Origin of the sequence: Bacteroides nordii, assembly GCF_019930665.1 — a bacterium.
In the GTDB taxonomy this organism is placed as follows: domain Bacteria; phylum Bacteroidota; class Bacteroidia; order Bacteroidales; family Bacteroidaceae; genus Bacteroides; species Bacteroides nordii.
This window is the reverse complement of sequence record NZ_CP082886.1, coordinates 1,190,007-1,203,706: the sequence shown is the minus strand read 5'-3', so window position 1 is coordinate 1,203,706 and position 13,700 is coordinate 1,190,007. Positions and strand designations below refer to the sequence as shown.

Annotated in this window: 10 protein-coding genes; 6 read left to right on the top strand and 4 right to left on the bottom strand. The window is 42.1% G+C overall.

The window, feature by feature from the left end:
* Positions 1–221 precede the first annotated feature (221 nt).
* From K8P02_RS04540 to K8P02_RS04530, 3 genes are all read left to right on the top strand, one after another.
* Entirely contained in the window at positions 222–734 is a 513-nt protein-coding gene (locus K8P02_RS04540) for an RNA polymerase sigma factor (protein WP_002561746.1), read from the top strand.
* A 3-nt stretch (positions 735–737) separates the two neighbouring features.
* Positions 738–1,322, top strand: a complete 585-nt coding sequence (locus tag K8P02_RS04535; RefSeq protein ID WP_007484939.1) for a hypothetical protein — start codon at positions 738–740, stop codon at positions 1,320–1,322.
* 95 nt (positions 1,323–1,417) lie between these two features.
* Positions 1,418–2,581 (top strand): metallophosphoesterase, encoded by a 1,164-nt coding sequence (locus tag K8P02_RS04530; protein WP_025868153.1) that lies wholly within the window; start codon positions 1,418–1,420, stop codon positions 2,579–2,581.
* Here the strand turns inward: K8P02_RS04530 and K8P02_RS04525 are convergent.
* The 4 genes from K8P02_RS04525 to K8P02_RS04510 are packed head-to-tail and all read right to left on the bottom strand — an operon-like array spanning position 2,568 to position 10,563.
* Complete coding sequence (locus tag K8P02_RS04525) at positions 2,568–5,459, bottom strand: AAA family ATPase (protein ID WP_025868152.1); 2,892 nt, start codon at positions 5,457–5,459, stop codon at positions 2,568–2,570. The genes K8P02_RS04530 and K8P02_RS04525 overlap by 14 nt on opposite strands.
* Positions 5,456–6,712, bottom strand: a complete 1,257-nt coding sequence (locus K8P02_RS04520) for an exonuclease SbcCD subunit D (protein WP_025868151.1) — start codon at positions 6,710–6,712, stop codon at positions 5,456–5,458. The genes K8P02_RS04525 and K8P02_RS04520 overlap by 4 nt, the downstream gene beginning before the upstream one ends.
* Positions 6,713–6,733: 21 nt before the next feature.
* Positions 6,734–8,695: an ATP-binding protein gene (locus K8P02_RS04515; protein ID WP_002561751.1), complete on the bottom strand. Its 1,962-nt coding sequence runs from the start codon at positions 8,693–8,695 to the stop codon at positions 6,734–6,736.
* Positions 8,692–10,563 carry a tetratricopeptide repeat-containing sensor histidine kinase gene (locus tag K8P02_RS04510; protein ID WP_002561752.1) on the bottom strand — a complete coding sequence of 624 codons (1,872 nt, stop codon included), beginning with the start codon at positions 10,561–10,563 and terminating at the stop codon, positions 8,692–8,694. The genes K8P02_RS04515 and K8P02_RS04510 overlap by 4 nt, the downstream gene beginning before the upstream one ends.
* Positions 10,564–10,854: 291 nt before the next feature.
* Here K8P02_RS04510 and K8P02_RS04505 point away from each other — a divergent pair, with 291 nt between their 5' ends.
* The 3 genes from K8P02_RS04505 to K8P02_RS04495 all read left to right on the top strand — a co-directional run bounded on the left by K8P02_RS04505 (position 10,855) and on the right by K8P02_RS04495 (position 13,128).
* On the top strand, positions 10,855–11,613 hold the full coding sequence (locus K8P02_RS04505) for a lysophospholipid acyltransferase family protein (RefSeq protein ID WP_002561753.1): 759 nt from the start codon (positions 10,855–10,857) through the stop codon (positions 11,611–11,613).
* A gap of 253 nt (positions 11,614–11,866) precedes the next feature.
* The gene (locus tag K8P02_RS04500) at positions 11,867–12,274 is read left to right on the top strand and encodes a hypothetical protein (RefSeq protein WP_223382069.1); all 408 of its coding nucleotides are present in this window, start codon (positions 11,867–11,869) and stop codon (positions 12,272–12,274) included.
* The gene (locus tag K8P02_RS04495) at positions 12,232–13,128 is read left to right on the top strand and encodes an IS3 family transposase (RefSeq protein WP_155896531.1); all 897 of its coding nucleotides are present in this window, start codon (positions 12,232–12,234) and stop codon (positions 13,126–13,128) included. The genes K8P02_RS04500 and K8P02_RS04495 overlap by 43 nt, the downstream gene beginning before the upstream one ends.
* Positions 13,129–13,700: the final 572 nt, after the last annotated feature.

Here is a 13,700-nt window from a genome sequence, read left to right as displayed (position 1 = left end):
AAGCCATAAGAAAGTACGTACTTTTACACCACAAAAGTACGTATTTAACGCACTGTTAATATGCATTTTAAGTCACTGTTAAAATACTAAGTTTGTCATCAAAATATAAAAGGCATATATTCTAACATTCATAAAAATACTTCCTATCTTTGCATATCTCACTGTGATTTTTCTTATCCCCCAACGACTAACAATCTAAAAAGCAATCGAGAAAAAAGCCAATGGATTCAAAAGCCACGCAAGTCAACGAAAGTGTAGAACAGGAATTCCTATCGGTCATCCGGGAGTATGAGCGGGTCATATATAAGGTATGTTACCTTTATACTACCCCCAATGCTACACTCAATGACCTCTACCAGGATGTGGTGCTCAATCTTTGGAGAGCTTATCCAAAATTTCGGAGGGAATGCAAAATATCAACTTGGATATACCGCATTGCACTAAATACTTGTATCAGCTTTATCCGCAAAGAAAAAAATGTACCGGAGTTTGTAACGCTGAGCCGTGAAGCCGACTGGATGACCGAAGATAATGACCCACTCCAGGAAATGCTAAGGCAATTGTACCGGATGATAAACCAACTGGGGCAACTCGACAAGTCTATCATACTGCTTTATCTCGAAGAAAAAAGCTATGAAGAAATGGCTGAAATCACTGGGCTCACCGTAACAAATGTTGCAACCAAACTAAGCCGAATTAAAGACAAACTTAAGAAAATGAAGAAGGAGGAATAAGATATGGAACTGGATGAACTTAAAAAATCATGGAACGCACTGGATGAACATCTGAAAGATAAGAAACTAGTCAAAGATGAAGAAATATCCCAGCTCATTAATCATGCTACGAAAAACATCAACGAAATGAGTCGACTAAACAAAAGGCTACGTATTATTTCGCTGACAATTATCGCATTACTCCTGTTTACATTTATATACGATGGGGTATTCCCGGATATCTATTATCAGATTATCCTGATAGCATTGGTGCCAGCTTTGGGATGGGACTTGTTTAGTTCCCGCTATCTGAGTAACACCTCGATTGACGAATTACCACTTGTGACCGTTATATCCCGCTTCAACCGCATTCACCGATGGGTGATCCGTGAACGGATGATAGGAATAGGTTTCATTTTATTTATGGCCGTATTCTTTTTCTTTTATCGGGAGGTGTGGCAACATGGTACCGGAATGATCATCTTCTTTTTCATTATATGGACCGTGTGTATCATCATCCCACTTTGGATATATCGTAAGAATCTGAACCGACTCCGCGAGATAAAGAAAAATCTCGGAGAGTTAAAAGAATTGAAAGATAATAATTAACTTAAACCATACTCTCTATTTTCTCTAACAAAGTAAAGTCTTCTCTGTTTATTAAAACGGAGGAGACTTTCGTATCAAAAACAATAATCATACATATGTTACAACGAATTTTTATTTTTCTAACACTAATAGTTATTTTACCAGACATCTATATCTACCAGATGTTTATCGCGCGACAGATGGTTCATCCGGTCTTAAAAGTGCTTTATTGGGCTCCCTCCTTCTTCCTGTTAGCAGGACTTATCTGTCTCACATTCTTTACTCCCGAAGACTTCGTAAGTCAGCACATGCGGGGGATCGGCTGGTTTGCCGTTGTATTGTTCCTGTTCGCATTACCCAAATTGACCTTTATGTTGTGTTCTGTTATCGGGCTTCCATTCAATTACCTGTTGCACTGGCCTAAAACCCCGTTTGTATATGCCGGATTAGTGCTCGCCGTAATCAATGCAGGAGTTATTCTGTACGGTTCTCTGATTGGTAAAACTCAGTTTGAAGTGAAAGAGGTTGCCTATTACTCCTCTAAACTGCCGCCAGCTTTCAAAGGATATCGTATCGTTCAACTATCAGATATACATATAGGTAGCTGGGAAGGAAATGCACGGGCACTGCAACGTATGGTTGATCTCGTCAATGCCCAGCATCCGGACTTGATTGTTTTCACCGGAGACCTGGTGAATAATCAGGCGAAAGAGTTAGACGGATTTCAGCAAATCCTATCCGGACTACATGCAAAAGATGGTGTCTACTCTGTCTTGGGAAACCACGACTATGGTCCGTACTACAAATGGGAAAGTCAACGCGCGCAAGTTGAGAATCTTGCCGATCTGAAAAAACGTGAGGCGGAAATGGGTTGGAAATTGTTGAACAATGAACATGTTATCCTGCATCAGGGCAATGACAGTATCGCCCTGATTGGAGTAGAAAACGAAGGCGAACCGCCCTTCTCACAACATGGTGATCTGACTAAGGCAATGCAGGGAACCGAAGGTATGTTTCAGCTATTGTTGAGTCATAACCCTACACACTGGCGGCGGGAAGTATTGCCTCAATCCCCAATAGACCTGATGCTGGCAGGACATACACATGCCATGCAAATGGCATTGGGACACCACTCCCCTTCCTCTTTTGTCTATCCGGAATGGAGCGGAATGTATTCTGAAGAAGGGCGAAACCTGTACGTAAACGTAGGGTTGGGATTTGTCGGATTACCTTTCCGTTTCGGCGCATGGCCCGAAATAACGGTTATTACACTGAACTAATCACTATTTCACTCTTCCCGTTCACCGATTTATGTAGTTGTATCTGCACGGAGATGCGTTCGCTCATCTCCTGCACATGCGAAATGACTCCAATCTTTCGCCCCTGCATCTGCAACTGTTCCAATGCTTCCATAGCAGTGCGTAAACTATCGGCATCCAGTGATCCGAAACCTTCGTCAATAAAAAGAGATTCCACTTTCAGATTGTTGCTCGACAGGGATGAAAGCCCCAGTGCCAATGCCAGAGAAATGAGAAAGGATTCGCCTCCGGAAAGAGAATAAACAGTACGTACTTCATCACACATATCGCAGTCGATAACTTGTAAAGCCAGTGTTCCGGATACTTGCTGGAGCTTATATCTCTTTGATAAATAAGATAAGTGTTTGTTGGCATGAAGCAACAAGAGGTTGAGAGTATAGCTCTGGGCAATTACTTTAAACTTTGTTCCGTCAGCACTACCAATCAGTTTATTCAGTTTCCCCCATTGCTCGGCAACGGCCTGTTTTTCTTTCCATTCTGCTTCTATCTCTTTCAGTTTTTTCTTGTTTTGCTCTTGCTGTAACAAACAGGCTTCTACTGTCGATAGCCGACGCTCTGTTTCCTGATTGGCAGACTGGCACGCAGCAATTGCTTCGGACAATGTTTCAGGATTCTCAATCTGTTTTTGCTGCTCACTCAATTCAAGAATATTCCGGGACAGTTGTTTTAGCTCTCCCTGTATACCTGAGAGATTGGTTTGCACCTGCTCCACCGATTTACGGGCCGATTCCAACGCATCATTCAGCTCCTTCTCTTTACGGCGTACCACGGCCTCTGCTTCATCCGCCGGTTTTCCTTTCAGAAGGGTGGCACGCTGTTGCTGTAACTGCTGCAACTGCTCACTGACTGTTTTAAAATGGGTGCGTTGTGTCGTTTCCGTTTGTTGTACCATAGCCAATTGTTCGGCTATAGCAGCAGCTTGCTGCATCAATAACCGGGACCGGGTGATTCCCTCACGGAGCGATTCACAATGGTGGCGCAACTTCTTCAATCCTTCATCCTTTTGCTGCCATTCTGCATATAGTTGCTGATACTGATTTATTCTATCCTCCAGTTCCTGTAAGCGTTGTCGCAATGTTTTCAGACAAGTATCAAAATGTTCCGGAGTACGTTCTGTTTCAGAATAAGCAGCAAGTACCTCCTCCTGAGTTTTCTCTTGGGCAATAATATTACGAACATCGCGCTGAAGGGCTATACAACGGTCATTGAGCAGTTTATGGGCATCGACAGCTATACGGTATTCTTTTTCTATGGAGTGGTAAAGCGTATCTGCCATTTCTCTGTCTTGCCCGTAAGGGTGTGAAAGGCTGCCGCAAACAGGACAAGCTTCACCCTCTCGCAGATCATGACGCAAAGCCACTACATCTTTCCCCATAGCCATACGGGCATTCTCATAAAGTCGTTGCAAAGAGGCAGTTTGCTCCTGTTTAGCAACCAATTGCTGAGTTAAAGTATCAAGCTCTGAAGATATTACTTTCTGTTTTTCACGCAACTGATTCAGCAATATACTGGCTTGTAAAGCATGTTGCAAGCGGGATTGTTCTTGCAAAAGTTTATTCTGTTCCTCACCTACAGACTGGATACCAAAAGCATTAAGCCGGGAAACACGGTCGTCATTTTCCTTTTGAAGAAGGGCTAATTGTTGCTCTTCGCGGACGAGAATATGCTCTATCCGATCCAGATCTGTGGACAGAGACGGATTGAATGCATCCTCACTCTTCAAAAGGCGATTGATGGCACTACAAGAAGCGCTCAATGCCTCTCTACTGACGTGATGCCTTTTCTCAAGATCAGCAACCTGTTTCTGTGTGAGTTGCAAAGTTTGTTGAGATTGCTTGTAATCATTGTGCAAACTTTGCAGACGAACATCCAGTTCACGTGCTTTCAGTAATTCGGGTTGCAGGGCTTCCCACTGTTCCCGAAAATGGGCAAGATATCCAGTCTGTGCAAGCAGATCTTCGTGGAGTTTCTTTAGTTTTTCTGTTTCCACAGATTCTTCCTGCTGCTTTTTAGTGAGCTGCTCTTGTTTCACCACAAGAGAACGGACAATATTGAATTGTGCATTCAACTCAGCAAGCCGCTTCGTTCCTGTTGTGCGAAGTTGAATCAATCGTTCTTTCTCCTTTTGCAGATTTTGTAATTCATCTTCCGGGAGAAGCTCAATAAGGCTGATACTGTTTTTGAGAAGATTCATTGCTTCATCAGCCGCTTTACTACGAGTGTATATCTCTCGTGATATGCGGGAATAAATCTCAGTACCCGTGAGTTTCTCCAACAATTCGGCTTTGGCGGATTCACGGGATTTCAGAAAAGTGGCAAAATCATTTTGGGCAAGCAACACCGTACGGGTAAACTGCTCGTAGGTAAGCCCGACCAGAGAAACCAGTTGCGCCAGAAGCTCAGTCTTTGTACCCTGCAAATCCTCTTCCTTATCCAGATCGGTAACCTGAAGCGACTGAGGTTGTAAAGAACCCGTGGCCTTACTGCGTGCCCGCCGGACAGACCAACGGGAACGGTAACGCCGTCCTGTCGCCCCCAGAAAATCAACCTCCGCAAATCCTTCTCCCGTCCCACGGCGAAGAATGTTTTTTACATCAGACTGATTCACCTGATTCTCTCCTACATCCGAAAGAAAAAGGCTCTCTCCCGAAGCAGCGAAACGGGGTGTCTTATCATAAAGAGCTAAACACAAAGCATCTAATATCGTAGATTTCCCGGCTCCCGTAGGACCGGAAATTGCAAATATACCAGCTGACCGAAGAGGTTCAACAGTGAAGTCCACCTCGAAAGTCCCTTCGATAGAAGCCAGATTCTTAAGTCGTATTGTTAGTATTTTCATTCCGCCTCCCTCATCGCCTGCTGAAACAAACGTTCCAGTTCTTCCGGCATCTCAGATTGATATGTATTTTCAAAAGTCGCTTTCACGATCTGTAACGGATTCATTTCCTGAAGTCCGGCAGCTAACACCTCTTCTTCAAGGGTGTTCTCTTCTGCCTGCCGATAAACAGATACGATGCGTGCCAGGCGAACAGCCTTATCGGCAATAGCCTCTTCTATTTGTTGACGAAGCATTGGTTCCGGCTCTGTCAAAAGGACTTTTATTTCTAAATAAGGAAAATGTAAACTTCTCTCTGTTTGTTCTCCCTCTGCCTCTTCCGAAGCCAACGGCAAATGTGCAAGCTCCTCCAAAACCTCTTCGGGAGTAGCAGCCTTTCCTCGCGGTACACTCAAAAGACCTACCAGCGGAATGTATTCCCGCTTCTCAATCTCTACCGCCCACCCTTCTGCAAGAGTCACTATCACTACTCCATGATGGTACTCCCTCTCTGCAAAAGACATCGGCAAAGGGCTACCGGCATAGCGTACATTCTCCCTGCCCGACACTCGTTGAGACTTGTGTATATGTCCTAAGGCCGTATAAGCAATCTGCTCTGTAAAAGTATCCGGAGAGACGCACTCTAACCCTCCGATAATGGTTCGTTCACTGAAATCACGTTCGGCAATTTCTGAACCTGTGGCTTGCAAATGTCCCACTGCCACAAGAGCCTGTCCGTCCTTACGCCGTTGAAGCGCCCGTTCCTGTAACCGGACATAAAGTTCTTTCACACCTTCGGCATACGGATTACCATCTGTTGCAACAACCGGATAATCCCCCTGCCGCAAAAAAGGAACCGCCAGACAGAGGGCTTCTACTTCTCCTTCACTATTCTTTAACTCTACAATCAAATGATCATAGTCAATCTCTCCTTCATGTTTCCGGACAATACCTCTGATCTCCGTACGCATCTCCTGCAACAAAGGTACGGGTGCTTCAAGACGTGCAGCAGAATCATGATTGCCTGCCACAACTACCAACTGCAACTTCGGATTCTCTTCCGTCACCTGCCGTATAAAATGATAAAACATACGTTGGGATGCCGCGGAAGGATTGGAAACATCAAAGACATCTCCCGCAACCAATAATACATCAATCTTGTTTTCTTTTAACTCACGGACCAACCATTGGAGAAAGTGCGTATGCTCCTCCACCCTGTCATAACCGAAAAAGGTCTGTCCCAGATGCCAGTCGGCTGTATGCAATATACGTATCATTCAAAATATCTACATTATAAATCAATTACCCGGTGCAGACAACGGACAAGTAAAAATGACTGTCGGGCCTTCATCCGCTTCTGCACTTACTGTATAAGTACCGCCAAAGTAACGAATAAAATGGGAATTAATCTCATTACGGATCAATATCTTTTTGTCTTTCAAATTTTCCTGTGCCAACAAGGTGCCTGCTATACGGAAAACCAGTACGTCTGCTTCTCTGTCCCACTCAATGCAAACGATTGTCTCACAAGCCATATTACTATCCCCACGAGCCAATGCTCCGCGCAACAATGACACCAGCCATTTCTTATCCGTACAAATCATCTGGCTTTCAAGAGTTGTTTTCAGAACAATCCTATCCTCCCCGGGCTCCTGGCTATTGGCAAGCCGAATGATATTCCGACACAACAAAATGGCCTCTACCTGTTCCTGTTCATACTGTATCTTTCCGGATTCGAGCCGTGAAAGCTCCAATATATTATTCACGTATCCTAATAACTGTTCTGCATTCTCCTGAATAATCTTCCCATAACTCAGTTTACTTTCTTTGTCAAGTTCTTCGGATTCAGACAACAGTTCTGCAAACCCCACTACCGCATTTAATGGAGTACGAACATCGTGGCTAATTTCCATCTTCAAGCGTTCTTTTGCCATGTTATCCGCTTCGGAATGGGCTGCCGCTTCGGCTGCCGCCCGTTCAGCCAAAGCTATCTTGCCGGAAAGGAAGTGCGTGTAGATATAAAACAAAAGAGCCAATATTGAGAGTACAAGCAATGTACCGAACACCCATATGTAATTCGTATTCCGTATCTTCTGCTTCTCTAAAAGAAGTTCATCTATATGATAAATCTCTTTTACCTGCTGCAACTCATTGGCAGTAAAAGCATTATTCAGCGAGTCTTGTGCCCATATCAGATAACGCCACGTTTCAAGTGCTCCGTCTATATCCCCCTTACGCTGCTGGGTGCCTGCTTTATGGCTGATCAGATTGCCAAATGTAGAGACATAACTTTTCAATACAATCGGAGTAACTTCATCCACTAAAGCAATGCTCTTATCATACTCTTTTGTACGCGAAAAATATTGGAGACGTATGAGCTGTATATTCAGCCAGAACACCGAATCGACATGTGGACTGAGCAAAGCTTGTGCACGTTCAATATATAATTGAGCCTGTTCAAAATCTTTTTGATCCATATAATGCAACACATGCTTCACTTCACAATCTATTGCCAGATCGGTCCAATTATCCCGTGCTTCCGGTTCGTTTGTCATCACTTCCTGCAGAAGACTTTTCATTTTACGTAAATAAACCATTCTTGATTTATCATCTCCTCTACTCCCATACACCTGAGCGATACGCGAAAGCACATCTACTTTCAGAAAGGGCTTTGTATCAGGAGTAAACTCCCGATATGCTTTCAAAAGCACCTCCAGTCCCTGCTCATGACGACTAGATACGGAATAAGCACATCCCAGACTATTGTATGCGGCAATTTTCCCATTATTGCTCTTACGTTCAATAGCTTCGTCCAACACTTCTTTGGCTACATATACCGCCTTTTCTATCAACCTTTTAGAAGCCAGTGCACGACTGAGGGCTGCTTTCCGTTCCAGATAATAGTCATATTCTCCTGCCTGGGAAGCAAGTTCTTTCAGTTGCCCTACCCAGTACTCCAGACTATCCGGATCGTGTTTTTTATCATAATAGCCGGCCATATAATAAGCTCCTTCATTTTCATAAAAGAGATTCTTTCGAAGTTTTGCTTCCTCATAAAGGGCTGCTGCAAAATACTTATTATAAGGAAGATATTGATGACAATAAGCCGTCTTCTGAAGATAAGAGATCCTGCCGGTATCCGAAAGTATACGTTCTGCCACAGCCAAGATACTGTCACGGTAAACTATCTTTGCATCATTTTCGGCAAACAAGGTCAATGGCAGAAGAGTAATATATAAGACAAATATCAACCTTTTCATAAACCTGCGGTATATAAGTCGGCTCCGCTTTTCAGTGGATGTACAAAACAGAAACGCGCTCCCTTCGTATAACTTTCATCAATCCATATCCGGCCTTTGAACCTCTTCATAATCAACAGACAGATAGAAAGTCCCAATCCAGTACCTTGTACAAAATCATTCAGTTTCTCAAACCGTTCGAAAATAAGTTTCTGCTTCTCTATCGGAATACCACATCCTGTATCCGTCACGGAAAACAGAGCCATATTACGGTCATCGTCCCATCGTTCCAGCCGCAAGACAATAGAGCCTTCGGAAGTGAACTTCGTTGCATTCACTATCAGATTGATGAGCACCTGCCGCAGCCGGGAGTCATCGGTATCTATCATCAGAGATTTCAGCGGAGTATCAAAGCGTAGCTCAACTTGTAACCGATAAGAAGCGGCAACTGTATCTATTACTTCATGGCAAATCTTCACGGCGTCATATTCCCTGATATTCATACTGATATTGTCACCATCAAAATCAGAGAAATCAATAATATCATTGATTAACTTCAACAACTGATAAGAATTAACCTTGATTATCTCACAAAATTCCTTTCTGGAAACCTCATCCACTTCCATTTCCTCGGATGCCATCAGTGTAGAGAAGCCAACAATTGCATTCAGAGGAGTACGTACTTCATGGCTCATGTTAGAAAGAAACAGATTCTTTTTACGAATGGCATTTTCTGCTTTTAGTTTCATATCTTCCAGTTTCTTCTTTGATTGCCTCAAATGAAATATCTTCTTCCAGCTAAGAAAAATAAATAGTGCCAGTATCAATACACATCCCACAACAGCCATTACATAATAACGGAGAGATTGAGTACGGGCACGCTCAATATGATAAGCCAGCTGGTCTGCCTGAAAACGGGCACAAAGCTGATCTATTTCTTTAGGGTAGTTTGCCTTGAACACAGAGTTTATATAAGAATAGATCGTGTTGTACAAGCTGGCAGCCTCTTCTTTTTGTCCCATCTTTTCCAGTAACTCTGCTTTTCCTTTCATCGTACTGACATAAAATGCGTAATTATCACTGGCATGTTCCAGATTGAAAAAACGGTCGTATGCCTTCAATGCTTCTTCTAATTTCCCCATTCTCTTCAGATAAAATGCCTCTGCAACTATAAAATACTGCTGAAGGGCGGGTATTAGTTTCTGCTGATGCTCCCGTACTTCGGTCAGGTACTGCCCGGCTTCTTCCAAATTCCAGATTTGAGTTTTATAATAAGCATTAAAGATGCGCAGGATATCCAGTTCCAACTCTGATTGTTTACCTGTAGAATACTGGCTCAGTAGCCCAAGGTATTTTGCAGTAGCACCTGTATTCTCCATACGAATATTATATTCGATCAGCTCCACAAGCAACGTTTTCTTCATTCCCTCATCCAGTTTGTGTCGTTCGAAGATTTCTAAAGAACGCTCATAAACATCACCTGCCTCTTTGTTTCTTCCAACAGCAGCATACACCTCACCAATAGCGCTGAGAGAAAGAGCCAATCCTAAAAAATGATTTTGTACTTTGGCTTTTGAGTACATCACATCACTATGTGCGATGGCCATCCGGGTTTCCCCCTTAAGTACCTGAGATTTTATAATGATGCGGGACAATTCAAAATAGGCATCATATTGTTTACTGTTTTCAAGAACAGAGAGCAGACTATCACTATAAATAACTGTACTGTCTCCTTCCTCCAACACACTAAAACCAAGACTATTGCGAAAAGACTCTATGATTTGTTTCTGTAAAATAGCATTCTCCTTCATATCGACAGCAGCATCCGTGCTACTCACCCAAAGTAAGTTACAAAAAACAAATAATAGATATTTCAGTAGTTTTTTCATCAAATAACCCAAAAGAGGTGCTTTGTTTGCATCGTTTTTTTATAATTATGTTTGCAAACATACATAAAAAATAATAAACTTCTGCAGTAACTTTATTTAAAATAGCAAGAAAAACACGAATGCTTCTACCGTCCCTCTCAAAGTTAACTATTAGTATACAATCAAAATGTAAAATCCAACCATGGTACATATAACTGCCAGCATTACGGATATTGGCTGATTTTTTATTCACTTTGAGACGTAACAATAGAAAGAGATTCTGTATCTTTGTCCTCCGAAAATCCAACGCTTATGAAAATACTGTATTATATTTATCAGATTTGCATTGCATTACCTATATTATTAGTGCTGACTATTCTCACAGCCATAGTCACAACTGTAGGTTCTCTGCTGGGTGGAGCACACTTCTGGGGATATTACCCTGGCAAAATATGGTCACAACTCATCTGTCTGTTCCTGCTGATTCCGGTAAAAGTACACGGGCGTGAAAAGATACATAAACGTACGTCTTATATATTTGTGCCTAACCATCAAGGGTCTTTTGATATATTCCTCATCTATGGTTTTCTGGGACGTAACTTCAAGTGGATGATGAAAAAGAGTCTGCGAAAGATTCCTTTCGTGGGTAAAGCGTGCGAAAGTGCAGGACATATCTTCGTAGACCGTTCGGGACCGAAAAAGGTACTTGAAACCATCCGGCAAGCAAAAAACTCATTGAAAGACGGTGTGTCACTGGTAGTATTCCCCGAAGGGGCACGTTCATTCACGGGGCATATGGGGTACTTCAAGAAAGGAGCTTTTCAGTTGGCAGACGATTTGCAACTGGCAGTGGTTCCGGTTACCATAGATGGTTCATTTGAAATCCTTCCCCGTACGGGAAAATGGATTCACCCTCACCGCATGATCCTGACAATCCATGATCCTATCCCGCCTAAAGGCAAAGGGATAGAAAACATAAAAGAGACAATGGCAGAAGCCTACGCTGCCGTAGAAAGTGCTTTGCCGGAAAAACACAAAGGCATGGTAAATAATGAAGATCAGGATCGCTGAGTACTCACTGTATGAGGTGTGTGTGACAGGTGATGGTAGAGTTATAAAGTCATAAAATGATAGAGTTTAAAGTAATCCGGTAGAAATAGTCAATTTGTTAAAGTACCTGTAACTGGCATAATTAAAATGTTTATTGTTTGAAACGACTGTAAGTGTTCACCGCAAAGGAAGGATGGAAGTCGACACCTGGCATTGTATCTATCTGACTTAATACAGTTTTACTTTACACCGTTTTAACATTATAAAAATTCATATGGCAAGTAAAGTATCTCCTCGTTGTAGGTATAGTTTAGATTTTAAACTTAAAGTATTAAGTGATTATTATCGTTCTGGTTTGACCAAATATTTCATCGAGCAGCGAGATGGTTTGGTTCATGGGAGTATTTACAGATGGGAAAAAGCCTTGATATTGTCTGCAAAAGACTTATCTTTGTCCCAGGATTTATTATCTCAAATAGAAACGATGCGCAAAGCGAAAGAAAAAAAGTCCCAAGTAACCTCTTCCTTATCTAAGGAAGAAAAGTTGCAGGCGGAGTTACTTCGTCTTCGTAAAGCTTTGGAATACTCCGAACTTCGCAATGAGGCTCTGTCTGAAGTCTTAAAAATCGGTCGTGAAGAATACGGCATCGATTTATTAAAAAAAGCTGGCGCCAAGCAGTAAATACCCTTCGGCACAGGCATCCAAAGATTTCCATCGGAAGCCTGTGCTCACTGTTTGGTAAGAGTAGAGAAGGGTATTATTCAGTAAGTACGCAAGTACTTTCAGACCGTATTCTCACGGAGGTCAAAGTCGCCCAACTTGTACGCGAAATCAGGTCATCAGCACCCGGTATTGGTGCCTATAAGTTATTTCTGATCCTAAAGGAAGTATATGAGGGGAAGTTGATGGGGCGGGACAGTTTTTATAACCTGCTCCGTCGCAAAGGTCTCATGCTTTCTCCTTTGAAAAGGCGTCATACTACCAACTCCAACCATAACTATCGGAAGTATAAAAACCTGATAAAAGACTATAAGCCAAAGACTTTAAATCGTTTATGGGTGGCAGATATTACTTATATTGAAACAGATGCCGGTGTTTGCTATCTCCACTTGCTTACAGATGCCTTTACTCATGAAATAGTGGGTTGGATCCTATCCGGTAGTCTCGTTGCAGATAACACTTTAGAAGCACTTAATCAAGCTATTGCTATGTTTCCTGATACCGATTTCAGTAAATTGATTCATCATTCTGACAGAGGATCACAGTATTGTTGTAACAGATATGTTGAGAGATTGAAAGAAATGCAAATCTCTATCAGCATGACGGAAGATAGTAACCCTACTGACAATGCGATAGCCGAGCGGGTTAATGGTATTATTAAACAGGAGTGGCTATACCGTCAGAAACGTCCAAAAGACATTGTTGAAGCTAGAAGTAAGATAACGGAAATCATTGACTTCTACAATAATGTGCGACCACATATGAGCAATAACATGAAAACGCCCAAAGCTATGAGAGCAAGTGTAGCCGCTTAACGCTCTTTGGAGGCTTCGCGCCTCCAGCCGCTAAGGCGAACCGCCGCGGTGTTTTTCATAATATGATTTGCAGGATAGTCAATAAATAGCTAATTTAGAAGCTGGAAAAATACACTGTTTATGGGATGTATTGATTTATGATCGGAAAGACGAGCAGGTAAGATAATCAATAAGGTATTCCTGAAGGTGTAAAGTGAAACAGTAAAACAATCAAGAAACTGTGAAGGAAAACAGTAGATATTAACCAAAATGTGTAAAGTGAATACAGGCATAGTCAATCTGATAATCAGCAATTATAAAAGTGTACATTCTTGTCATACTACATTGTACACTTTTGTATGACAAGAATGTACAATATTGCACCACAAGAGTGTACACTTTTGCATAACAGTAAGACCCACCTTTATTTTTTGCTTTAAACTAATCGCTTTTTTCATTACAATAAAACTTGATATTTTTATTTATACCTTGCACTTAATGTCTATTTTATAAACTTTCACCCCGTTTCTCTAAGGAGATCGACCCGATCTCCTTAGAGTTTCGACCCGTTCCTTGTAGAGAGAAAAAAAGGG

What these genes read in the sequence shown, in the direction of transcription:
- K8P02_RS04540 (WP_002561746.1), top strand. Translation starts at nt 222, where the DNA reads ATGGATTCAAAAGCCACGCAAGTCAACGAAAGTGTAGAACAGGAATTC.
- K8P02_RS04535 (WP_007484939.1), top strand. Translation starts at nt 738, where the DNA reads ATGGAACTGGATGAACTTAAAAAATCATGGAACGCACTGGATGAACAT.
- K8P02_RS04530 (WP_025868153.1), top strand. Translation starts at nt 1,418, where the DNA reads ATGTTACAACGAATTTTTATTTTTCTAACACTAATAGTTATTTTACCA.
- K8P02_RS04525 (WP_025868152.1), bottom strand. Translation starts at nt 5,459, where the DNA reads ATGAAAATACTAACAATACGACTTAAGAATCTGGCTTCTATCGAAGGG.
- K8P02_RS04520 (WP_025868151.1), bottom strand. Translation starts at nt 6,712, where the DNA reads ATGATACGTATATTGCATACAGCCGACTGGCATCTGGGACAGACCTTT.
- K8P02_RS04515 (WP_002561751.1), bottom strand. Translation starts at nt 8,695, where the DNA reads ATGAAAAGGTTGATATTTGTCTTATATATTACTCTTCTGCCATTGACC.
- K8P02_RS04510 (WP_002561752.1), bottom strand. Translation starts at nt 10,563, where the DNA reads ATGAAAAAACTACTGAAATATCTATTATTTGTTTTTTGTAACTTACTT.
- K8P02_RS04505 (WP_002561753.1), top strand. Translation starts at nt 10,855, where the DNA reads ATGAAAATACTGTATTATATTTATCAGATTTGCATTGCATTACCTATA.
- K8P02_RS04500 (WP_223382069.1), top strand. Translation starts at nt 11,867, where the DNA reads ATGGCAAGTAAAGTATCTCCTCGTTGTAGGTATAGTTTAGATTTTAAA.